The sequence below is a fragment of the Pseudonocardia sp. Cha107L01 genome (assembly GCF_052566575.1).
In genome coordinates this window covers 3332366-3354781 of sequence record NZ_CP199579.1, presented here as the reverse complement: position 1 = coordinate 3354781, position 22416 = coordinate 3332366, and the positions used below count along the sequence as shown (strand labels likewise).

Here is a 22416-nt window from a genome sequence, read left to right as displayed (position 1 = left end):
TGACGCGGCGCGTTCCTCGGCAGCCTCAGCCGGCCTTGCCCGGCTTGGCCTGCACCGCAGCCCAGATCAGCGCCAGTTGCATTGGCACCCGGACCCAGGTGAGCAGCTTGCTGTCCGCCGGGCCCGGGTTGCGACCGGTGCCGGCGTCCAGCGCCATCTGGATGTTCGCCGGCCAGATCGCCAGCAGGGTGGCCGCCGAGACCGGGCCCGCCCAGGGTTCCCGGCGGAGGAGGCCGACCGCGCAGGCAACCTCGACGACACCGCTGGCGTAGATCACCGTGCGCTTGGCCGGCACCCACGACGGAATCGTCTCGATCATCACCTTCGGGGCGACGAAGTGGAGTGCACCGACACCGCCCAACAGCCCGGCCAGCAACATCGGGGCCTTCGCCCGCAGGTCCGCCATCGAGGCCTCCTTGATCAAGTGCGCGCCGGGTCGCAGTGTGGCGCGGGTGGGCACCCCGCGCAACCGGGGCCGCGACGCGCTCAGGACACAAAAAGATTCCGACCCGGGCACTGGCCCGGGCCGGAATCGAACAACGCGAGATGGGACGAGAGTTCAGCTGGCCGGGACCGCCGGCAGATCGGCCGGCTTGCTGGGAGTGTGCGTCCCACCGCGGGGCTGGTGTCTGGTCAGCGGGACGAGCGCCCCGAAGACCACCACCCCGAAGACGGCAAGGATCGTTGCGGACCCGCTCGGCAGCGCACCATAGGTGAGCAGCAGGTAGGCCGGGATGGCCGCGGTGACCCACGCCTGTACGACGGTGACCCACCCCCTGTGTAGCGGGTCAGCCCGTCGTGTCTGAGACCGAGCAGGACGAGGAACAACGCCCACAGGAATGCCGGTGCTCGCTGTGTGCTCGTCAGGCCAGCCCGGCGGGTGGGAGCGAGGTGTTCGCCCCGCTGAGTACGACCGCGACGGTCTCGCCGGGTTCGGGCCGGTAGGCGCCGGTGAGCAGCGCGGCCAGCCCGACGGCGGCGGCCGGCTCGACGATCGTGCGCAGCGCCTGCCACAACCGCTGCTGGGCCTGCCGGATCGCCTCGTCGGCCACGAGCACGACGTCGGCCACGAACGCCTCGGTGAGGGGGAAGACCAGCTCGCCGACCCGGCGGGGCGCGAGCGCATCGGCGGCGATCCCGCCCGCCGGAGCGTCCACCGGCCGGCCGGCGGCGCGGGCGTGACTCAGTGTCGGGGCGAGCTCCGGTTCCACCCCGACCACCCGCACCCGGCCGGCGAAGTAGGCGGCGATCCCACCGATCAGGCCACCGCCGCCGACCGGCACCAGCACCGTGTCGAGGTCGTCGAGCTGCCCCGCGAGCTCCAGGCCGACGCTGCCCTGGCCCAACAGCGTCTCCCGCTGGTCGAAGGCGTGCACGCTCAGTGCGCCGGAGTCGGCGACCCAGTCCTGGGCGGCGGCCAGCGCGTCGGCGTACCGGTCGCCGCCGACCACCAGATCCGCCCCCAGCTCACGGATCCGGTCGATCTTGGCCTGCGCGGACACGGTCGGCACGTAGATCCTTGCCGGCACCCCCAGCCGGTGCGCGGCGTAGGCGACCGCGACACCGTGGTTGCCGCCGGACGCCGCCACCACACCCTGCTCGGGTACGTCGCGCAGCAGCAGGTTGGCGAACGCGCCGCGCACCTTGAACGACCCGGCGCGCTGCAGCTGCTCGAGTTTGAAGCCGACCGGCCGCGACGGCGCCGACGGATCCAGGTCGGCGAGGTCGACGCGGACCACGGGCGTACGCCGGACGTACGGCTCGATGGTCTGGTAGGTCTTGCTGATGTCGTCGGGCGTGATCGCCTGGGTCACCGTCGGCTCCTTCTCGGCCGGCCGGGCGCACCGGGCCGGGTCCTGGTTCACGGATTGCGCGGTCTCACCAGTCGCCGCTCAGGCTCGCCTTCGCGGCGGTGATCCGGGCTTCGTCGCGCTGGGGTGGGAAGTTCGACACCCGCTCACCGGGCGTCGTCGGACGGGCGGCCCACGGCGGCGCGGACGGCGAAGCGCGGCGGTTCGAAGGCCCGGACCGGGGGCACCGCGGCGGTCACCGGCTCGACCTCGACCAGTGCGTGCTGCCCGGCGCACCCCTGGGCGAGTCGGGAGGTGCCCCGGTCGGCCGTCAGCACGTTCGGGTTGCCGTGGGCGCAGGTCGCCAGCTCCGACGACGGGTCGAACCAGGCGCCGGTGGACAGCTGGACCACCCCGCGCCGCACGGCATCGGTCAGCACCGCGCCGGCCAGGCAGCTGCCCCGGTCGTTCCACACCCGGACCACCTCACCGGCGCGGATGCCGCGCGCCGCGGCGTCGTCCGGGTGCAGCCGCACCGGTTCCCGACCGGCCACCTTGGAGCTCTGGCTGTGCTTGCCCATGTCGAGCTGGCTGTGCAGCCGGGAGGTCGGCTGGTTGGCGATCAGGTGCAGCCCGAAACGCCGGGCAGCCGGCGAGCCGAGCCACTCCCGGGGCTCCAGCCAGCTCGGGTACCCGGGGCAGTCGTCGTAACCGAAGGCCGCCACCGTCTCCGAACGCAGCTCGATGCGGCCACTGGGGGTGTCCAGCCGGTGCGCCACCGGGTCGGCCCGGAACTCCGCCAGCAGGACCCGACCCTCGTCGGTCCCGGGCAGCTCGAGCGTCTCGCCCGACCAGAACTCCGCGAAGTCGGGCACCGCGTAGCCCTGCCCGGTCATGCCCTCCCGCCACCGCTCGTAGAGGTGGACCAGCCATTCCGAGGACGTCCGCCCCTCGGTGAACTCCTCGGCGATCCCGAGCCGGTGAGCCAGCGCGGAGAAGGTCTCGTAGTCGTCGCGGGCCTCGGCGACCGGCGACCGGACCTGCTTCATGGCCAGCAGATGGCTGTCGCCGCGCCCCACACCCAGGTCGTCGCGCTCCACCGAGGTGGTCGCCGGTAGCACGATGTCCGCGTGCCGCGCGGCCGCCGTCCAGTACGGCTCGTGCACCACGACGGTGTCCGGCCGGGTGAACGCGCGCCGCAGCCGTTGCAGGTCCTGGTGGTGGTGGAACGGGTTGCCGCCGGTCCAGTAGACCAGCCGGGTGTGCGGGTAGCGCAGGCGCTGGCCGTTGTAGTCGAAGGGGCCGCCCGGGTCGAGCAGCATGTCGGCCACCCGGGCGACCGGGATGAAACCGGGCACCGGGTTGCGGCCCTGCGGCAGCGACGGGCGCGCGTAGGAGGCATGGCCGCCGCCGACGTCGGCCATCGAGCCGTACCCGTGGCCGAACCCGCCGCCGGGCAACCCGAGCTGGCCGAGCAGTGCGGCGAGCGCGATACCCGCCCAGACCGGCTGCTCGCCGTGCTCGGTGCGCTGCAGCGACCAGCTGACGTGCACCATCGTGCGGCCCGAGGCCATCCGGCGGGCCAGCGCGCGCAGCTGAGCCGCGGCGACGCCACACAGCGGCTCCGCCCACTCCGGGTCCTTGGGCTGCCCGTCGACCTCGCCGCGCAGGTAGGCCAGGAAGTACTCGGCCCCCACCGTGTACCGGTCCAGGAACCCCAGGTCCGCGAGCCCCTCGGTCACCAGTACCGAACAGAGCGCCAGCATGACGGCGACGTCCGTGCCCGGGACCGTGGAGTGCCAGTCGCCGGCGACGTCGGGGGGCAGGTCGTCACGCAGCGGGCTGAAGCTGGCCACCCGCATCCCGCGCCGGCCGGCCGCCGCGAGGTGCTCGCCGATGGTGTGCCGGGTGCGGCCGCCGGGGGCCACCCAGGTATTGGTCGTGCGCAGCCCGCCGAAGGCGACGAGCAGGTCGGTGTGCTCGGCGATCACCGGCCAGGACGTGCCGCCGGCGATCGTCTCCCATGCCGCGGCGGTGCCCAGGATGTGCGGCAGCACCACCACCGACGCACCGTGGCTGTAGGTGTTGACCGACCGGGTGAAGCCACCGAAGCAGTTCAGGAACCGGTGCAGCTGGCTCTGCGCGTGGTGGAACCGGCCCGCGCTGGCCCAGCCGTAGGAGCCGCCGTAGATCGCGGCGTTGCCGTACCGCTCGCGCACCCGGCCCAGTTCGGCGGCGAGCAGGTCCAGCGCGGTGTCCCAGTCGACCTCGACGAACTCGTCGGCGCCGCGCAACGGGTCGGGGCCGGGCCCGCGCTCGAGCCAGCCGCGCCGGACCGCCGGGCGGGCGACCCGGGCGCGGTGGCTCACCGCGTCGGTCAGGTTGGCCAGCAGCGGCGACGGGTCGGGGTCGAGCGGGTGTGGCTCGATCCGCAGCCGGTCGCCGTCGGCGGAGGCGGTGAACGCACCCCAGTGCGAGCTGTTCGGTACCGGACGCGAGCGACCCACCTGGCAGACCCCATTCCCCCGCGTACACCGCGGCGCCGTCCCCAGCCTACGAGTCGGCGAGCGGATATGGGCGAGGTCGCGGCGGCGGCGGGGTGGATCGCGTACGGTAGGGGTTGACGCATCAATCCCCCTTCCGCGAGGGCTTAGCTACTCGGAGAGCGTAGGAGATGACCGATCACAATGCTGGCCCTTTCACGCTGAACCGGCGCACGTTCGTCGGGGCGTCGGCCGCGGTGGGTGGCATCGTCGCCGCCGAGTCGCTGCTGTCCTGTTCCGCGCCCCCGGCGGAGGCGGCGACGACCGTGACGTTGACGATCAACGGCGCCGAACGCACCGTCGAGGTGGACAACCGCACGTCACTGCTGGATCTGCTGCGCGAACGGGTCAAGCTGCCCGGCACCAAGAAGGGCTGCAACCAGGGTGCCTGCGGTGCGTGCACCGTGCAGCTGGACGGCCGCCGGGTCAACTCGTGCCTGACCCTAGCGGTGATGCACGACGGCGCCGAGCTCACCACCATCGAAGGCCTCGCCGACGGCGACCGGCTGCACCCGCTGCAACAGGCGTTCATCGACCAGGACGCCTTCCAGTGCGGCTACTGCACCCCCGGCCAGATCATGTCCGGCATCGGCTGCATCGCGGAGAAACACTGCGGCTCGCGCGCGGAGATCCGGGAGTGGATGAGCGGCAACATCTGCCGCTGCGGCGCCTACACCAACATCGTCACCGCGGTCGAGCAGACCGCCCAGCAGACCTAGGGGCAGCCTTGTTCCCGTTCACATTCACCAAGGCCGCCGACGAACCCGCGGCACTGGCCGACGGTGCCAACGGCGGGCGCTACATCGCCGGCGGCACCACCCTGATCGACCTCATGCGGGAAACCGTCGAACGCCCACCCACCGTCATCGACATCAACGCCCTGCCCTACCGCGACATCGACCTCAACCCCCAACGACTGCGATTCGGCGCACTCGTCCGCATGACCGACCTGGCCACCGACCCCAGGGTCCGCACCCAGTTCCCGGTCATCTCCGAAGCACTCGAACTCAGCGCCTCGGCACAACTGCGCAACATGGCAGCCATCGGCGGCAACATCATGCAACGGCCGCGGTGCCTCTACTTCCGCGACGTCACCGCCGCGTGCAACCGGCGCGAACCCGGCTCGGGCTGCCCGGCGATCGGCGGCGAGAACCGCACCCACGCCGTGCTCGGCACCAGCGCCGAGTGCGTGGCCACCCACCCCTCCGACCTAGCCGTCGCGCTGGTCGCCCTCGACGCCACCGTCACGCTGCGCTCCACCCGGGGCGACCGGTCCATCCCGATCTCGCGGTTCTTCCGCCAGCCGGGCCAGACGCCGGATCAGGAACACGACCTGCGACCCGGCGAGCTCATCGTCGCCGTCGACGTACCCACCGGGGCGCACACCAGCCGCTCGGGCTACCTCAAGGTCCGCGACCGGCAGTCCTACGAGTTCGCGCTGTCGTCGGCGGCGGTGGCGCTGGACATCCAGGCCGGGGTGGTCCGGGCGGCCCGGGTGGCCGTCGGCGGGGTCGCCACCGTGCCGTGGCGGCTGCCCGAGGTCGAGAACGCACTGGTCGGCGGCTCCCCGTCGGGACAACTGTGGACCCAGGCCGCCGCACACGCCGCCGACGGCGCCAAGGCCCTGACCGGGAACGGGTTCAAGATCGAACTCGTCAAGCGCACCGTCGCCCGCCAGCTCGCCACCGTCGCCGCCGGAGCCGCCTGATGCCCGGGTCCCCGATAATCGACCCGGCGGCGCCCCAGAACACCGCCGGCCAGAACGCTGTCGTCCAGAACGCTGTCGTCCAGAACGCTGTCGTCCAGAACGCCGTCGGCCAACCGATGTCCCGGGTGGACGGGCAGCTGAAGGTCACCGGCCGCGCCACCTACGCCGCCGAGCACGACCTGCCCGACCTGCTCCACGGGGTGATCGTCAGCAGCGCGGTCAGCCGGGCCAGCGACACCACGATCAACACCGACAGGGCCATGGCGCAGCCCGGTGTGCTCCGGGTCCTGACCGACTTCGGCGCGTTCCAACTGGGCTACCCGGCGGACCAGGTCAACTTCTTCGGCCAACCCCTCGCGGTCGTCGTCGCCAGCAGCCTGGAGCAGGCCCAGCACGGCGCATCGCTGGTCGAGGTCCGGCACACGGGCCTGCCGGCCAGCAGCGACATGGACGCCCCGGGGTCGGCGCCGCAACCCGCGCCGGAGACGCCCGACTACGACCGGGGCGATCCCGACGGCGCCCTGCGCGGCGCGCCCACCGTGCTCGACCACACGTTCACCATCGCCCGCGACTACCACAACCCGATCGAGCTGCCGTCGACGATCGCGCAGTGGGACGGCGACCGGCTCACGCTCTGGGACAAGACACAGTGGGTGCAGGGCAACGCCCGCAACGTCGCCACCGCGCTCGGGATACCCGCGGGGAACGTCCGGGTGATCTGCCCGTTCATCGGCGGCGCGTTCGGCAGCGCCGGCCGGACCTGGCCGCACGTCATCCTGACCGCGTTCGCCGCGCGTGAGCTGCGCCGGCCGGTCAAGCTGGTGCTCACCCGCCGGCAGATGTACAGCGGGATCGGCTACCGCCCGACCAGTCGCCAGCGCGTCCGCCTCGCCGCCACCCGGGCCGGCGACGTCACCGCGATCGTGCACGAGGCCAGCACCGAGACCGCGCGCTACACCCGGTACGAGGACTCGATCGTCGAGCTGTCCCAGTTCCTCTACCGGTGCCCGAACGTGCGCTCGCGGTACCGGCTCGTCCCGCTCGACGTGCACGCGCCGACCTTCATGCGCGGCCCCGGCGCGGTGACCGGCGCCTTCGCACTCGAGTCCACGATGGACGATCTGGCTCACGAGCTGGGTATCGACCCGATCGAGCTGCGGCTGCGCAACGAACCGGCCGTGAACCAGTTCACCAACCTGCCGTTCAGCACCCGGCGCCTCGCCGAGTGCTATCAGCTGGGCGCACAGCGGTTCGGCTGGTCGCGGCGCGCCGCGGCGCCGAGGTCCCGCACCGAGGACGGCCTGCTGGTCGGTATGGGCATGGCGGCCGCCGCCCACTCCAACAACCGCACCTCGGCGACCGCGATGGCCCGGATCAACGCCGACGGCACCGCCGTGGTGGCCAGCGCCACCGCGGACATGGGCCCGGGCACGTACACCTCGATGACCCAGATCGCCGCCGACGCGCTGGGCCTGCCGACCGCCCGGGTCACCTTCGCGCTCGGTGACTCCGCCCTGCCCGCGGCGCCGATGCACTCGGGCTCGAAAACGCTGGCCAGCGTCGGTTCGGCGGTGTTGACCGCGTGCAACGCACTGCGGGACAGCGTCGTGCGGACCGCCGTCGTCGACCCCGCCTCACCACTGCACGGGGTCCGGCCGGACGCGGTGTCGGTGCGCAACGGCCTGCTGTCCGCGGCCGGCGCACCGACCCGCGCCGAGACCTACCAGCAGATCCTGCGCCGGCGCGGGCTCACCGGCATGGACAGCCAACAGTCCTGGGCGCCGGGCGACGGGAACAAGCGCTTCTCCTCCTACGCCTACGGTGCGGTCTTCGCCGAGGTGTCGGTGGACGAGATGCTCGGTTTGGCGCGGATCAGACGGATCTTCGCCGCCTACGACATCGGGCGGGTGGTCAACCCGAAGCTCGCGCACAGCCAGGCGCTGAGTGGGATGGTCGCCGGCATCGGCATGGCACTGCTGGAGAGCGGGGTGATCGACCACCGGGACGGCCGCATCGTCAACGCGAACCTGGCCGACTACCTGGTGCCGGTCAACGCGGACGTCCCCGAGCTGGACGCAGTCTTCCTCGGCGGCGAGGAGCCGGCAGCGGACCCGATCGGCATCAAGGGCCTGGCCGAGCTCGTGATGGTCGGGGTGCCGGCGGCGATCGCCAACGCGGTGTTCAACGCCACCGGCAAACGCATCCGGGACCTGCCCATCACCCTCGACACACTGCTGTAGCGGCCGGCCTACTCGGCGTCCCCGGAGGGGTCCGAGGCGGCACTGGTGATCCACCGGGCCTGCGCGGCCTCCCGGTCCCCGTCAACGTGGGCGACCGTCCGCAGCTCCTTCTTGTCGATCTTGCTCAACGTGGAGCGGGGCATCTCCCGAACCACGTACACCGCGCGCGGCACCTTGAACTCCGCGAGCAGACCCCGGCACGCGGACAGCACCCGGTCCGCCGCCGTCGGATCCTCGGCCCGGATGAACGCCACCGCAACCTCGTCGAGCTTGTCGTCCGCGCGCCCCACCACCGCGGCCTCCGCCACGCCGGGCACCCCCAGGATGACCCGCTCCACCTCCGAGGCACTGACGTTCTCCGCCCCGACCCGCAGCATGTCCTTCTCCCGGTTCGCGAACGAGAGGTGCCCGTCGGCGTGGGCCGTCACCAGATCGCCGGTCCGGAACCAACCCTGCTCGTCGAAGCTGGCCGCGGTGGCCTCCGGCTGGTTCAGATACTCCGCGAACAGCGACAGCCCCCGGACCCCGCGCACCTGCAACGCCCCGGTCCCCTCCGGCTCGACCGGGGTCACCTCGTCGTCGCCGACCACCCGCACCTCGTACTCCGCCGCCGGGCGACCCATCGACAACGACCGGTTCGGCAGGTACGCATCACCGATGACCGGCGTGGAGATCGTCTCGGTCATCCCCCACCAACCGATCGTCTTCACCCCGTACCGCTCATCGGTGGGCAGGTCACACACCCCCGCGCCGAAGAGCCGATACCGGTGCCCGGCGGGAGCCTCGGAACCGAGCAGGAACCGCTGCGACAACCCCACCAACGACACGAACGTGCACCCGTGGCGCAGCGAGATGTCCCAGAACCGACTGCTCGACCACTTCGGCACCAACACCAACCGGGCGCCCACCCACAACGTCGCCAACATCGAGTACGCCAACGCGTTCGTGTGGAACAGCGGCAGATACACGAGCTGACAGTCGTCCGGGCGCAAGGTCTCGTGTGCCGCGTTGGTCCGGGCTCCCCACAACGCGTTCGCCTGCGTCCACAACACACCCTTCGGCCGCGACGTCGTCCCGGACGTGTACTGCACACTCATCGGCGCCAACGGATCGCACACCCGCCCCGCCAACTCGTCCGGGTCACCCGCCAACGCCGCGAACGGATCACCTGTCACCGCCGCCGGCGCACCGCTGTCGTTGTCCGTGGACACCACGAACCGCAACCCCGGCGCACTCGCACCCACCAGGTCCGCGAACTTCGGCTGCGTGATCGCCGCGACCGCGCCGCAGTCACCGGCGTAGTAGGCCAACTCATCACCCACCGAGCGGGTGTTCGTGGTGACGGCGACCGCCCCGAGCGCCGCACACGCGAACCACGACACCACGAACTCCGGCGAATTCTCCAGATGGATCAGCACCCGGTCGCCCCGGCGCACACCTCGACCGGCCAAACCGGCCGCCACCGCCGCCGCGTCCCGCGCCAACTCACCGTAGGTCCAGGTCCGGGGCTCGCCCTCGAACGGCGCCCACGTGACGAACGGGCGGGAGCCACCCACGGCGACCCGGTTCAACAACAGCTGCCACACATCCAGGCCACCGAAGGGGTGCAGGTCGGCGCCCGCCAACCGCGCCGGCCGCCCAGCTTCCATCATCACCATCGGGCCAGCGTCTCATCCCGGCGGCGCCGTCCACGACGGCTTGACCGACGCTTCCGTCAGCAACCTCGCGGCCTCGTCGGGGTAGCTCGCCACCAGCGCGTCGATGTCGCATTCGCGGCCCTCCTCGACGGCGAGGTTCACCAGAACGATGTAGTCCTCGTGCAGCTCGCGCAGGCGCCGGCCGATGTCCATGTCCATGAGTGCTCCCGCGCTCCGATGTGCCTGCCCGATCGGTCGCCGCCGGCGGGCCATCATGTCGAATCGAATCGATTCGACACAGCTAGTCAGCTTGCCGCGGTCCCCGTCACCTGACAAGGCGCCTGATCGCGTGAACGTCCACCGCGATGCGCCGGTGGCCCGGCCCGCGCCGGGCGAGTCGGAGCCCGGCTAGCTCGCGCCGCTCACCAGCCGGTCGGCAATGCGTTCGGCGATGCGTTCGGCGACCGCGACGACGGTGAGGTGGGTGTTGGCGCGCGGGATGTCCGGCAGCACGGAGCCATCCACCACGCTCAGCCCCCGGTAGCCGATCACGCGGCAGTCGGTGTCCACCACGGCGGCCGGGTCGTCGGCGGCGCCCATCCGGCAGCTGCCCACCGCGTGCACGTAGTTCGTGACGGTGTTGTCCATCCACTCGTCCAGCGCGGCGTCCGTCTCGAGCTCCGGCAGCGGAGTCTGGCCGGCCAGCACCGCGTCGGCCAGCCCGGCCACCGCGGGGTGCCGCACGAGCTCCACCGCGCGGCGGAACCCGTCCCGCAGCCGTACCCGGTCGCGCTGGTCGGAGAGCATGTGGAAGTCGATCCGCGGCGCCGCCACCGAGGCAGCCGGATCGAGGGTGATCCTGCCGCGGGAGAAGACCCTCGTCGTACAGATCGCGAGCACCGCGAGACCGGACTCCGGGGGCTGCACACCGAACGGGGTGAGCGCGAGCATCTGCATGTCGTTCGGGCCGGCGTCGGCCAGCCCCGAGCTGTAGCGCAGCAGGGCGGACACCGTGCGCACCTGGGCGGCGTCGGCCCGCTCGCGCTCGTTGAGCACCAGGACCAGCGGCAGCAGCTGGTGCTCGACGAGGTTCTCGCCCACCGACAGGTCGGTGATGCCGGAGCGCAGCAGCACCGCCGGCGAATGGATCGTGCCCGCGCACACCAGCACCTCGGGGGCGCGGTACTCGGTGCCGGCCGCGGTGCGCACCCCCACCGCCCGCCGACCTTCCAACAGCACCCGCTCGACCAGCACGTCACCGAGGATCGTCAGGTTGGGTCTGCTCCGCGCCGGCTCCAGGTAGGCGTCGTTCGTCGACACCCGGCGGCCGTCGCGCACGGTCAGGGCCGCCGGGCCGAAGCCGGTCGCACCCGGGGCATGGGTGTCCGGGCACCCGGGGTAGCCCAGATCGGCGGTCGCCACCCGCAACGCCCGCTCGAGGCCGGACCACTGCTCGACCGGCGGGCGCCAGAGCGGCAGTGGACCGCCCTTGCCGTGCAGAGCGTCCCCGCCGAAGTCCACGTCGTCCTCGATCCGGCGCAACCACGGCAACATCTCCGACCACGACCAGCCGGCGCAGCCCAGCTCGTTCGCCCACCGGTCGTAATCCGCCGGGATGCCGCGCAGGCCGACCATGGCGTTCACCGCCGAGCTGCCGCCGACACCGCGACCCCGCGCGTACCCCGCCGGCTGCTGGCCCTCGCGGTGTACCGCGACAAGATCCGGCCAGGTGCGACCGGGTTCCGCGCAGGCGGCCCAGAAGCACGGTCCGCCGACCGAGGCCGGGGTGTCCGCCGAGCAGTGTTCCGGCCCCGCCTCCAGCAGCAGCACCCGCCGGTCCGCCCGCTCGGACAGCCGCGCGGCGAGCACCGCCCCCGCGCTGCCCGCGCCGACGATGATCACGTCATGACCCGGCATCGGATCGCCCTCCCGCGGTACCGCCCGACTGGCTGCGCCGATCAGAGTAGAGGCGGGCCGGGGTACCGGGCCGGTCAGCTGACCGTGAAAGCGCCGAGAAGGTAGGAGAGCAGAATCGCCACCACGATCAGCCCGATGATCAGTACCGCCGCTTCGATAGCGATCTTGGTGAAGGGGCTCACTACGCGCACTCCTCCCACCGGCCGCATCGACGGTGCTCCGCCGACGCCGGCTCCCGCTCTACCCAACAGTACCGCGTGCCCGGGCGCATGCCGGCCGGCTGAGTAGCTGCCAGGACACCGGCGTCCCGGTCCGCTCGCTGGATGAGTTGCTGGTCAGCGGCTGGCTGCCCTGGTGCCGGGACTCACCGATCGGCTCACCGAGGGAGCCCGGGCGGCCGACACCTGACTGGCAGCCATTCCGATTAGCCGGATATCGGCGTTCGGTTCTCCGGCGAGCAATTCAGCTCGCCGGAGAACCGCTGTGCCATCCCACCTGGGCGGACCACACAGCTCACGTGCGAATGAGCGCGGCGCCGCCCCGCCGCACGACCGCGGCGGGCGGGCTGAGATCAGCGAAGAGCGTCGAGCAACGCCTGCCGCTGCCGCTCTCCGAGGCCCGCGGCACGGCGGGACACGTCAATACCGGTCTGCTCCATGAGCGCGCTGACCTTGGCCGGACCGTATCCCGGAAGGCTCTTGAGCAGGTCGACAACCTTCGTCTTGCCGACCACGGTGTCCGACTTCGCGCGATCCAGAACCGCCGGGATCGTCTCCTGACCCGAGGTGATCCTGTCGCGCAGCTCCTTGCGGGCGGCGCGCGCGGCGGCGGCCTTCTTGAGCGCGTCTGCTCGCTGCTCCGGGGTAAGGGTGGGCAATGCCATGAATGCTGCTCCTATCGTCCTGCGCGAGTCCGAGTTTGCTAGCGGCGCCGCCATCGCGATCGAGCGACGCCGCCCTGATCAACGTTCCCGAGGGCCTCGGGATACTCGCCGATACGCGCTGACCTGGTTGCGATCGCAACAAACGGGCCCCGGCTACGCGCTAAGGCCCGTCGTTGCTCGCCTCTCCGGCGGGTGAAACCGGAGGTCAACTCGCTTTGTGGTATGCCTCGAGCAACTCGGCCGGGATGCGCCCCCGGTCATTCACCTTCATGCCCTGCTTGCGCGCCCACTCCCGAATCGCCTGGTTCTGCTCCCGGTCGACCGACGCCCGGCGCGCCGTGGCCACGGCCCCGGACCGACGGCGACCGCCGGGTCGACGAGCGGCCTCCACATAGGAGGCCAGCGCGTCACGCAGCTTTTTCGCGTTACTGCTCGAGAGGTCAATCTCGTAGCCCTTGCCGTCCAACTCGAACTGGACGGTCTCATCCGCCTTCTTGCCAGTCAGATCGTCAACCAACGACACTACGACTTTCTGCGCCACGTCGGCGGCCCTCCACGGCTGTGATGTTAACTGGGACTTCGATTCGGCCATCGTGCCGACTCAGGCGCAAGATTAGCGCCCATTCCATGGAAATGTCGAATCAAATCTTAGAACCACCCGGGCCAGACGTCCGCGGTATCCCGAAGGAGGGCCGGTGAATCGTCCGCGGCCTTAGGAGACATACTCCCGGTCGAGCTCGTCGATCTCCGTTTCGAATGCCCGCCGCATGGCCGCCTTGTCGATGTCGTCCAGCCAGGCGGCTTCGACACCCTGAACTACCAGTTGTCGTACGAGCTCCGGGCGGAAGTTGTTCTGGCCGCAGAACTTGGCGTACTCGGTGCCGATGTCGGTGTGGAACATCGTCGGGTCATCCGAGTTGAGCATCACCCGCAACCCGGCATCGATCATCTTCGTAATCGGGTGAGTGGTGAGATCCGGCCAGCCATACACAACGGCGGTCGAGGTGGGACATACCGTGAACGTCACTCCTTCGTCCCGACACCGCGCAACCACCGCCGGGTCCTCGAGGATGTGGTAGCCGTGATCCAGTCGCTCGCAACCGAGCAGGTCCAGGCAGGTGGTCACGTTCGCGGCCGGGCCGTCCTCGGCGCAGTGGCTGGTCAGCCTGAGTCCCGCGGCCTTGGCCACCCGGTACGCCTCGACGAACTTCTCCGGCGGATCGGGCGCCTCCGCCGCGTCCATACCGAGCCCGATCAGCTCCGGTCGACGGTGCGCGAGGACCTCCTCCACCATCTGGCGGGCGACCGGCGGCGGATCCTGCCGATAGACATCGGCAATGAAGGCACAGCGCACCCCGAAGTCCGTTTCAGCCGCTTTGGCGCCCTCGATCAACCCGTCGATCACGGTAGCCATCGGAATGCCCCGCGCCGTGTGCAGCGTGGGGTTGAAGAACATCTCCCGGTACTTCAGGTTGCCCAGTTCGACGCCGTCCTGAAGCGTCTCGTAGGCAATCCGGGCGAAGTCCTCCCGATCGATGACCGTCGAGTTGACCGTCCGGTAGATCTCCAGGAACTCGTAGATCGTCGAATACCGGTACACCTCGTCGACCTGGGTGGTCGGTAGCGCGATGCCGTGCTTGGCGGCCAGCTCGACCACCGTGCCCGGGCGCAGTGTGCCTTCGACATGACAGTGCAGCTCGACCTTCGGCAGCCGCCGCAGGTATTGCTCGTACTCCGGCGTCGCGCCGGTGGGCGAAATCGTCACCACCTGAAGCTACCGGGGCAACTCAACGGCAAAACCCGCTCACACAGCTCGACCGGCCCGACACAGCCCGTTGACGGGCTGTGTCGGGCCGGCAGGGCTGTGTGAGCGGGCGAGGTTCTTGTGGCGGGCGGGCGGGTTCGGGTGGCGAGTCAGTTGGTGGGCAGGAGGGTGGCCAGTTCGCGGCGGCGGCCCCACGCGATGACCACCACGACGACCAGGTTGATCAGCGCCGACAGCGGGCTGATGTGGACGATGAACAGGTCGGTGATCAGGGCGCCGATCATCACCCCGGCCAGCCCGAGCGCCCCGAGCGCACGCAGCCGGGGAATGAACAGGGCGAGCGCACCGAGGATCTCGAGCGTGCCGGTGAGGTACCGGAACCACTGCCCGATCCCGATGCCCGCGAACAGGGCCACCATGTCGGGCGAGCTGGCCAGCTTCAGGTAGCCGGCGAGAAGGAACATCGCGGCGACCAGGACCTGGAGCACCCAGAGGGTCACGTGCCAGGCCTTGCCCGGTCTCGCCGTCTCGGTAGTCACCAGGGATTCGGTTTCAGCCACGGTCGGTCCCTCTCGACGTCGACGAAAGTACTTTGTGCCTGAAGTACATCGTTCTGAGTTTGCTTTGTCAAGGAAGTACCTACCTACTGTGACGACCGTCGCGGCCCTCGGGCACCTCCGCCGAGCTCAACCACACCGGGCTCCCAGTCATGATCAACAGCCGCTGGGGTTGAACTCGGCGGCGGGCCGGTCAATGTGCGCTATCCCGGCGGGGCGGCGGACAGGTCGGCGGCCGTGAAACACCAACTTCTCGCGAATAGCGGAAGCAATAGGCGGGGCGATCGGTCGCCCTTGATTGCCGATAATCACGGCTTGGCGATTTCACTGGACTTTACTCCCGGCACACCCATACCTTGCGCCGTATGACGTCACCTTCCGACCCGCGGGGGCAGGAACAGCCAGGGCAGGAGCCCTCGCCGGACCACGGCCAAAAGCCTGGCCCCGGCGCCCCGCCGGCGTCGGAAGAGCCCGCTCAGCAGCCACCCGCGGGCTACGGGCAACAGCCCCCGCCGGGGTACGGGCAACCGCCCCCCGGGTACGGGCAACCGCCCCCGGGGTACGGCCAGCAACCCGGGTACGGCCAACAACCCGGGTACGGCCAACAACCCGGCTACGGGCAACAACCGGGATACGGCCAGCAGCAGGGTCCCGGACAGCAGGGTCCCGGGCAGCCGGCCCCCGGCTACGGACAACAGCCGCCGCCGGGGTACGGACCACAACCCGGCTACGGCCAGCCTCCCGCCGGGTACGGCCAACAACCCCCGCCCGGCTACGGCCAGCCCCCTCCGGGCTACGGCCAACAGCCCCCGCCCGGCTACGGCCAGCAGCCCGGGTACGCACCACAACCCGGTTACGGCCAGCAGCCCGGGTACGCACCGCCCGGCTACGGCCCGCAGCCCGGCTACGGACCACAACCCGGTTACGGCCAGCAGCCCGGGTACGGCCAGCAGCCGCTGCCGATCCCACCCGGTGCACCCGGCCCGATCCCGGAATGGTGGGAGCGCCTCGTCGGCCGCATCATCGACGGCCTGCTCTACGTGGTCGCCTACTTCATCCTGACGTCGATCTTCACCGCGCTGTTCTTCACGAGCTTCGGCTTCGGCGGGCTGGCGCTGATCATCGCGCTGCCGACGGTGATCGCCGGCCTGCTCTACGCGGGCTACGACTTCTACATGCACCACTACCGGAACGGTCAGACGCTCGGCAAGTTGGTGATGAAGACACGGCTCGTGGCGCCGGACGGCGGCAAGCCGGACCAGATCACCCTGTTGAAGCGGGCCGCGATCTACCCGGGTGTCACCGCGGTGATCGGGCTGCTCGGGTTCATCGACGTGTTCGGCAACCTGCTCGGGCTCGTCGTCGCCGTCTTCACACTGGTCGACGGCATCTTCGTCTTCACCGACCTGCCACTGCGCCGGGCGCTGCACGACAAGTGGGCCGACACCCTGGTCATCAAGGCGCAGTAGGCCGATCCGGCGACGCTGCGCGGGGGGTCGGGTGGCGAGCCACCCGGCCCCCGCGCGTCACCGCTGCGTGCTCACCAGATGCGGACCCGCTCCGCCGGCGGGGTGAACAGGGCGTTGGAGTCGCCCACACCGAATGCCTCGTGGAAGGTGTCGAGGTTGGTGACGACGGCGTTGCAGCGCAGGTCCGGCGGCGAGTGCGGGTCGGTGGCCAGCCGGCGCACCGCCTCCGCCTCCCGGGTCGCGACGCGCCACACCTGGGCCCAGCCGAAGAACACCCGCTGCAGGCCGGTGAGCCCGTCGAGCACCGGCGGCTCGCCCACCCCCTCGGCGTCCAGCGCGATCCGGTAGGCCTTCAGCGCGATGGTCAGGCCGCCAAGGTCGCCGATGTTCTCGCCGACGGTGAGGGCGCCGTTCACCTTGTGCCCGGGCAGACCGGCCGGGGACAGGGCGCTGTACTGCGCGATCAGCGCCTGCGAGCGGCGGTCGAACTCGACCCGGTCCGCCGTGTCCCACCAGTCCTTCATGTTGCCGTCGCCGTCGTACTTCGAGCCCTGGTCGTCGAACCCGTGACCGATCTCGTGGCCGATGACGGCGCCGATTCCGCCGTAGTTCGCGGCGTCGTCCGCCTCGGGGTCGAAGAACGGCGGCTGCAGGATCGCGGCCGGGAAGACGATCTCGTTCAGCCGGGGGTGGTAGTAGGCGTTGACCGTCTGCGGGGTCATGAACCACTCGCCGTGATCCACCGGCTGGCCGATCTTGGCCAGCTCGAACTCGGTCGACCAGATGCCGGCGCGGCGCACGTTGCCGAGCAGGTCGTCGGCCCGCACCTCGAGCGCGGAGTAGTCCTTCCAGGTGTCCGGGTAGCCGACCTTCGGGGTGAACCGGGCCAACTTCGCCAGCGCGCGCTCACGGGTCGCCGGGCCCATCCAGTCCAGTTCGCCGATGCTCTGGCGGTAGGCCTCGACCAGGTTCTCGACGAGCGTGGCGATGCGCTGCTTGGACGTGGCCGGGAAATGCCGGCTCACGTACAGCTGGCCGACCTCCTCCCCCAGCGCACCCTCGACGAGCCCGACACCCCGCTTCCAGCGCTCGCGCAGCACCGGCGTACCGGACAGGGTGCGGCCGTAGAAGTCGAAGTCCTGCTCGACGACGGCCTCGTTGAGGTAGTCGGCGCAGGCCGAGGCGGTGCGGATGGCCAGCCACGCCCGCCACTGCTCCAGCGGGCGTTCGGTCCACAGCCGCGCGGCATCGGCCACGAAGCTGGGCTGCCGCACGACGACCTCGTCGAGTGCACTCTCCGGCACGCCGAGGCCCGTCAGCCAGCTGTCCCAGTCGAAGTCGGGTGCGTGCTCCCGCAGCTCCCGCAATGTCATCAGCGTGTAGGTCTTCTCCGCGTCGCGGTTGGTGACCCGGTCCCAGGAGACCGCTGCCAGCGCGGTCTCCAGCTCCATCACGGTGACCGCGAGCTCGGCCGGCTCGGGCAGGCCGACCAACTCGGCGAGCCGGGTCAGGTGGGTGACGTACGCGGCGCGGATCTCGGCGTAGGAGTCCTCGCGGTAGTAGGCCTCGTCGGGCAGCCCGAGCCCGGACTGGGACAGGTGCACCAGGTAGCGGGTGGAGTCCTTGGCGTCGGTGCTCACGGACGCGCCGAACAGGGCGGTGAGCCCCTCCCGCTGGCGCCGTCCCAGCACCGCGGCGAGACCGGCCCGGTCGGTGGCCTCGGCGACCTCGGCCAGCAGCGGGCGCAACGGCCCTACGCCGGCGGACTCGATCCGCTCGACGTCCATGAACGAGGTGTAGAGATCACCGATCCGGCGGGAGCCGGCGGCCGAGGCCTCCTCGATGATCGCTCGCACGTCCTCCTCCGCGCGGTCGCGCAGGTCCCGGAACGCACCGTCCTGCGCCCGGTCATCAGGTATCTCGTGGTTGCGCAGCCAGGTTCCGTTGACATGTCCGAACAGGTCGTCCTGCGGCTTGATGTCTGCGTCGACCCACCGCAGGTCCAGACCGGATCGGGCTTCGCGTGTCGAGGTGGTCACACCCCATCCTGACATGGACCTCGGACCGCCGGCCGCGACCATCTCGGGTCGCGGCCGGCGCCCCCCTCAGTCGCCGCGCCCGGCCCCCGCGGCGACCGGCACGTGCGCCCTGTTCTCCCCGGCGGCCCGGGCCGGCGGCTCGACAGTGTCGAGGACGGCGGGAGTGTCGAGGACGGCGGGCTCGACGGTGTCGAGGGCGGTGGGCTCGACCGACTCGCTGAACTCGGTGGCCACGACGTCGGCGTTGGCCGGGGGCGGCTGCTCGACCGCCGGGCTGGTCCGCGACGGCAACATCAACGCGAGCAGAACCACCGCGGCGGTGAGCACGGTCGCGACCAGGAACACGTCCGCGTAGGCCGAGGCGAGCACCTGCACCTGCAACTGCTGGTAGAGGCCGTACAGCCCGGTCACGCCCTGGTCGACCAGCTGCTGCAGGCCCGGCACCGAACCGGTGTCGCCGGCGGGCAGCAGCGCGGACCGGTCGGACAGCAGCTGGTTCTGCTGCGAGCTGACCAGCGCGCCGAGCCCGGCCAACCCGAGACTGCCGGCGACGCGCTGCCCGACGTTGCTCCACGCACTGCCGGCACCCGTCGACTCCGGCGGCAGCGCGGACAGGCCGGCCGTCATGATCGGCATCATGGCCAGGGCGACCCCGAGCGCGCGCAGCGAGGTCCACACCATGATCTCCATCCGGGTAGTGGCCGGAGTGAGGTCGGTCAGCAGGTAGGTGCCGTACGCCGAGATCAGCAGCCCGGCCACCGCGGGCCAGCGCGCCCCGATCAGGTCGTAGAGCTTGCCGGCGATCGGCATCATGATGACCAGCGCGAACGCTTCGGGCAGCAGGGTCAGGCCGGCGTTCAGCGCGGTGAGGCCCTGCCCCTCCTGCATGTACTGCGGCAGGTAGAACAGCACCGCGTTCAGCCCGATCGACACCACGATGATCAGCAGCAGCGAGTTGGTGTAGCTCCACGACTTGAACACCCGCACGTCCAGCAGCGGTGTCTCGACCTCGAGCTCGATCACCACGAACAGCGCCAGGCTCAGCGCGCCGCTGACGAACAGCAGGAGCACCCGGTAGCCGGTCCAACCCCAGCTCTGCCCCTCCGAGCTGGCCAGCAGGATGGCGAACAGCCCGTAGGCGATCGTGATGAAGCCCCAGAAGTCGAACTTCGGCCAGGTGGTCGGCCGGATGCTCGGGAAGACCAGCATGGCGGCGACGGCGCCGAGCAACCCGATCGGCAGGTTGATGAAGAAGATCGCCGGCCAGGTCGTGTGCTCGAGCAGCCAGCCACCCAGGGTCGGGCCTATCGCGGGGGCGACCACCACGCCGAGCCCGTACATGCCCATCGCGGAGCCGATCTTCGCCGGCGGCACGATCCGGTAGAGCATGGTCAGCGAGATCACCGGCAGCACGCCGCCGGGGATCGCCTGCAGGATCCGGAACGCGACCAGGCTGGGCAGGTCCCAGGCCAGCCCGCACAGCGCGGACGTCACCGCGAACCCGGCGAGCGCGAAGGCGTACAGCCTGCTCAGGCCGATGCGGTCACCCAGCCAGCCACACAGCGGCACCACCATGCCCAGGGCCAGCGTGTAGGCCGTGACGATCCACTCCACGTCGTCGGAGCTGGCGCCAAGGTCCTTCTGGATCGCCGGGATCGCCACGTTGACGATGGTGGTGTCCAGCACGGTCGCGAACATCCCGACGACCAACACGATGAGCGGCACGACCCAACGGCCGCCGGGGGCCTGGCCGGAGGCCCCGGTCGGCGCTGAACTCGGAACGACGACTTCCATGACACATCCCGGTCGATAGTCGTTGACTGCCTGCCCGCATCGGCGTTCGATCCGGTGCCCGGTCAAACCGGGGAGCTCTCCCCGGTTCGACGTCCATGACCGTACACACAGAACTGGGGAGCAGTCCACACTTATTGCTATGATGCGGGTCATGCAGACCGACACGGACGTCGCGCCTCGGCTGCGTCGGGACGCGCAGCGCAACAGGCAGCTACTCATCGACGCGGCCACCGAGGTACTTCGCGAGCAGGGCATGGACGCCTCGCTGGACGAGATCGCCCGGCGTGCGGGGGTAGGCAATGCCACCCTCTACCGGCGGTTCCCCACCCGGGAGGATCTCTACGAGGCGGTGTTCGCCAACATGGGCGGGATGGTCGGCGAGGCCGCGACGCGTGCCCACCTGATCGATGACCCGTGGACCGCGTTCGCCACCTACATCGAGGAGATCACCCAGTTCTGCGCCGCCGATCGCGGCCTCTCCGACCTCATGATGGCGGGAATGGCCAAGTCACCGGCGCTCAACGCGGTCCGCCTGGAGAGCGAGCGCGTCCTGCAGGACCTACTGGACCGTGCCCAGCGTCAGGGCGCGATCCGGCCGGACATCTACCTCGAGGACGTCACCCTCATGTTGTGCGCGATGCACCGGGTGACCCCCGCCGCGGAGACGGTGGCGCCGGGCACCTGGCGCCGGCATCTGGCCATCGCCCTGGACGGGTTCCGCCACACCGGCTCGACCACCGAGCTGACCGCCCCGCCGATGACCGCCGACCAGATGTTCCGGCTGGCCGAGCAGTTCCAGCCACCCAAGGGCCCCGACCGGTCCGCCGCCGGCCACCGCGAGCACCCCTAGGGTCCCGCGTCAGGCCCCGGCGCGGTTGACCCTGACCCGGACGGTCGGCCCACATCCCGCCGGGCCGGCGATGAGCTCCATCGCGCGAGCCAGGCACCCGACGTCGAACCCCTCGAGGTGGTCGAACAGGTGCCGCCGCACGCTGGCCAGATGCGTGGGGTACGCCCTTTTCAGGTGAGCGAGGCCGGCGTCGGTGAGCACCGCGTTCCAGCCCCGCCCGTCCTCGGCGCACTTCACCCGCTCGACGTCGCCGTGGCCCTCCAGCAGCCCGACGATCCGGGTCATCCCGCTCAGCGACAGGTCGCTCACGGCGGCCAGCTCACTCATCCGCAGCCGCCGGTCCGGAGCCTCCGACAGATACATCAGCACCATGTACTCGCGCAGCGTCAGCCGCGCCTCACTGATCATGTCGGCGTCGACCGAGCGCGCCAGAGTCAGGTACGCGCGACCCCAGGCCCGCACGAACACCTCCTCGTCGGCGTTGAGCGGCGGGAGTGCTGGATCGGCTGTCACAACCACAGAGTACTTCCTTGACAAAGTACCTTCGTCAGTATTTCCTTCACACAGGAAGTACATGCGCACGACGGACCGCAAGGAGAACCAGCACTGATGACCAGGATCGGGATCATCCTCGGCAGCACCCGCCCCGGACGTAACGGCGAGTCGGTCGCCAAGTGGGTCTACGAGACCGCGGCGCGGCGCACGGACGCGGAGTTCGAGCTCGTCGACCTGCTCGACTACAAGCTCCCCCTGCTCGACGAGGCGATGCCGCCTTCGCTGGGCCAGTACGCCCAGCCACACACCCACGAGTGGGCCGCGAAGATCGCCTCGTTCGACGGCTTCGTGATGGTCACCCCCGAGTACAACCACTCCACCTCGGGCGCACTGAAGAACGCCATCGACTTCCTCTACCAGGAGTGGAACAACAAGGCGGTCGGTTTCGTCAGCTACGGCGCGGCCGGCGGCACCCGCGCGGTCGAACACCTGCGCCTCATCGCCGGCGAGCTGATGCTGGCCGACGTCCGGGCCCAGGTGGCGCTGTCACTGTTCACCGACTTCGAGAACTTCAGCGTGTTCAAGCCCGGCGAGCACCACGTCCAGGGCCTGAACACGGTGCTGGACCAGGTCGTCACCTGGAGCACCGCACTCTCCTCGCTGCGGGCCGCCGGCTGACGCGGTACTCAACGCGGGCGGCGCCCCCGGGCCGCACCCCGGACCGGCGCT

At 70.6% G+C, this 22416-nt stretch carries 19 protein-coding genes; 6 read left to right on the top strand and 13 right to left on the bottom strand.

From position 1 onward, the window contains the following. Positions 1-25: 25 nt before the first annotated feature. The 3 genes from ACTXG6_RS15855 to ACTXG6_RS15845 form a co-directional block, all read right to left on the bottom strand. Positions 26-406, bottom strand: coding sequence for a DoxX family protein (locus ACTXG6_RS15855; protein ID WP_445188571.1), 381 nt, complete (start codon positions 404-406; stop codon positions 26-28). Between the two features lie 457 nt (positions 407-863). Beyond that, positions 864-1814 (bottom strand): threonine/serine dehydratase, encoded by a 951-nt coding sequence (locus tag ACTXG6_RS15850; RefSeq protein ID WP_445188570.1) that lies wholly within the window; start codon positions 1812-1814, stop codon positions 864-866. A 143-nt stretch (positions 1815-1957) separates the two neighbouring features. Then, a complete protein-coding gene (locus ACTXG6_RS15845) occupies positions 1958-4297 on the bottom strand; it encodes a molybdopterin-dependent oxidoreductase (protein ID WP_445188569.1) in 2340 nt (779 codons plus the stop codon). 167 nt (positions 4298-4464) lie between these two features. On the opposite strand from ACTXG6_RS15845, the gene ACTXG6_RS15840 reads away from it, so the two are divergent. The 3 genes from ACTXG6_RS15840 to ACTXG6_RS15830 are packed head-to-tail and all read left to right on the top strand — an operon-like array spanning position 4465 to position 8281. Further along, entirely contained in the window at positions 4465-5052 is a 588-nt protein-coding gene (locus ACTXG6_RS15840; protein ID WP_445188568.1) for a (2Fe-2S)-binding protein, read from the top strand. 8 nt (positions 5053-5060) lie between these two features. Further along, the gene (locus ACTXG6_RS15835) at positions 5061-6041 is read left to right on the top strand and encodes an FAD binding domain-containing protein (protein ID WP_445188567.1); all 981 of its coding nucleotides are present in this window, start codon (positions 5061-5063) and stop codon (positions 6039-6041) included. Beyond that, complete coding sequence (locus ACTXG6_RS15830) at positions 6041-8281, top strand: xanthine dehydrogenase family protein molybdopterin-binding subunit (protein ID WP_445188566.1); 2241 nt, start codon at positions 6041-6043, stop codon at positions 8279-8281. Before ACTXG6_RS15835 ends, ACTXG6_RS15830 begins: the two co-directional genes overlap by 1 nt. Positions 8282-8289: 8 nt before the next feature. On the opposite strand, the gene ACTXG6_RS15825 is transcribed toward ACTXG6_RS15830, so the two are convergent. From ACTXG6_RS15825 to ACTXG6_RS15795, 7 genes are all read right to left on the bottom strand, one after another. After that, entirely contained in the window at positions 8290-9939 is a 1650-nt protein-coding gene (locus ACTXG6_RS15825) for an AMP-binding protein (RefSeq protein WP_445188565.1), read from the bottom strand. 12 nt (positions 9940-9951) lie between these two features. After that, entirely contained in the window at positions 9952-10137 is a 186-nt protein-coding gene (locus ACTXG6_RS15820; protein ID WP_445188564.1) for a hypothetical protein, read from the bottom strand. A 189-nt stretch (positions 10138-10326) separates the two neighbouring features. Continuing rightward, a complete protein-coding gene (locus ACTXG6_RS15815; RefSeq protein WP_445188563.1) occupies positions 10327-11835 on the bottom strand; it encodes a GMC family oxidoreductase in 1509 nt (502 codons plus the stop codon). Between the two features lie 571 nt (positions 11836-12406). Further along, on the bottom strand, positions 12407-12718 hold the full coding sequence (mihF, locus tag ACTXG6_RS15810) for an integration host factor, actinobacterial type (RefSeq protein ID WP_445188562.1): 312 nt from the start codon (positions 12716-12718) through the stop codon (positions 12407-12409). Positions 12719-12923: 205 nt separating this feature from the next. Further along, the gene (locus ACTXG6_RS15805) at positions 12924-13259 is read right to left on the bottom strand and encodes a histone-like nucleoid-structuring protein Lsr2 (RefSeq protein ID WP_445188561.1); all 336 of its coding nucleotides are present in this window, start codon (positions 13257-13259) and stop codon (positions 12924-12926) included. Between the two features lie 171 nt (positions 13260-13430). After that, complete coding sequence (gene add, locus ACTXG6_RS15800; protein ID WP_445188560.1) at positions 13431-14483, bottom strand: adenosine deaminase; 1053 nt, start codon at positions 14481-14483, stop codon at positions 13431-13433. A 149-nt stretch (positions 14484-14632) separates the two neighbouring features. Then, positions 14633-15043, bottom strand: coding sequence for a DoxX family protein (locus ACTXG6_RS15795; RefSeq protein ID WP_445188559.1), 411 nt, complete (start codon positions 15041-15043; stop codon positions 14633-14635). A 362-nt stretch (positions 15044-15405) separates the two neighbouring features. Between ACTXG6_RS15795 and ACTXG6_RS15790 the strand changes: the two genes are divergently transcribed. Continuing rightward, positions 15406-16509: an RDD family protein gene (locus tag ACTXG6_RS15790; protein WP_445188558.1), complete on the top strand. Its 1104-nt coding sequence runs from the start codon at positions 15406-15408 to the stop codon at positions 16507-16509. Between the two features lie 71 nt (positions 16510-16580). Here ACTXG6_RS15790 and ACTXG6_RS15785 read toward each other — a convergent pair whose 3' ends face one another. Then, positions 16581-18548: a M13 family metallopeptidase gene (locus ACTXG6_RS15785; protein WP_445188557.1), complete on the bottom strand. Its 1968-nt coding sequence runs from the start codon at positions 18546-18548 to the stop codon at positions 16581-16583. A 66-nt stretch (positions 18549-18614) separates the two neighbouring features. Further along, a complete protein-coding gene (locus tag ACTXG6_RS15780) occupies positions 18615-20342 on the bottom strand; it encodes a DHA2 family efflux MFS transporter permease subunit (protein WP_445188556.1) in 1728 nt (575 codons plus the stop codon). Positions 20343-20493: 151 nt separating this feature from the next. On the opposite strand from ACTXG6_RS15780, the gene ACTXG6_RS15775 reads away from it, so the two are divergent. Next, entirely contained in the window at positions 20494-21192 is a 699-nt protein-coding gene (locus tag ACTXG6_RS15775; protein WP_445188555.1) for a TetR/AcrR family transcriptional regulator, read from the top strand. A 9-nt stretch (positions 21193-21201) separates the two neighbouring features. Here ACTXG6_RS15775 and ACTXG6_RS15770 read toward each other — a convergent pair whose 3' ends face one another. After that, entirely contained in the window at positions 21202-21711 is a 510-nt protein-coding gene (locus ACTXG6_RS15770) for a MarR family winged helix-turn-helix transcriptional regulator (protein WP_445188554.1), read from the bottom strand. 90 nt (positions 21712-21801) lie between these two features. Between ACTXG6_RS15770 and ACTXG6_RS15765 the strand changes: the two genes are divergently transcribed. Further along, a complete protein-coding gene (locus ACTXG6_RS15765) occupies positions 21802-22365 on the top strand; it encodes an NADPH-dependent FMN reductase (protein ID WP_445188553.1) in 564 nt (187 codons plus the stop codon). The last annotated feature ends 51 nt before the right edge of the window (positions 22366-22416 follow it).

What these genes read in the sequence shown, in the direction of transcription:
- ACTXG6_RS15790 (WP_445188558.1), top strand. Translation starts at nt 15,406, where the DNA reads ATGACGTCACCTTCCGACCCGCGGGGGCAGGAACAGCCAGGGCAGGAG.
- ACTXG6_RS15780 (WP_445188556.1), bottom strand. Translation starts at nt 20,342, where the DNA reads ATGGAAGTCGTCGTTCCGAGTTCAGCGCCGACCGGGGCCTCCGGCCAG.
- ACTXG6_RS15765 (WP_445188553.1), top strand. Translation starts at nt 21,802, where the DNA reads ATGACCAGGATCGGGATCATCCTCGGCAGCACCCGCCCCGGACGTAAC.
- ACTXG6_RS15840 (WP_445188568.1), top strand. Translation starts at nt 4,465, where the DNA reads ATGACCGATCACAATGCTGGCCCTTTCACGCTGAACCGGCGCACGTTC.
- ACTXG6_RS15820 (WP_445188564.1), bottom strand. Translation starts at nt 10,137, where the DNA reads ATGGACATGGACATCGGCCGGCGCCTGCGCGAGCTGCACGAGGACTAC.
- ACTXG6_RS15830 (WP_445188566.1), top strand. Translation starts at nt 6,041, where the DNA reads ATGCCCGGGTCCCCGATAATCGACCCGGCGGCGCCCCAGAACACCGCC.
- mihF (WP_445188562.1), bottom strand. Translation starts at nt 12,718, where the DNA reads ATGGCATTGCCCACCCTTACCCCGGAGCAGCGAGCAGACGCGCTCAAG.
- ACTXG6_RS15855 (WP_445188571.1), bottom strand. Translation starts at nt 406, where the DNA reads ATGGCGGACCTGCGGGCGAAGGCCCCGATGTTGCTGGCCGGGCTGTTG.
- ACTXG6_RS15775 (WP_445188555.1), top strand. Translation starts at nt 20,494, where the DNA reads ATGCAGACCGACACGGACGTCGCGCCTCGGCTGCGTCGGGACGCGCAG.
- ACTXG6_RS15825 (WP_445188565.1), bottom strand. Translation starts at nt 9,939, where the DNA reads ATGGTGATGATGGAAGCTGGGCGGCCGGCGCGGTTGGCGGGCGCCGAC.
- ACTXG6_RS15815 (WP_445188563.1), bottom strand. Translation starts at nt 11,835, where the DNA reads ATGCCGGGTCATGACGTGATCATCGTCGGCGCGGGCAGCGCGGGGGCG.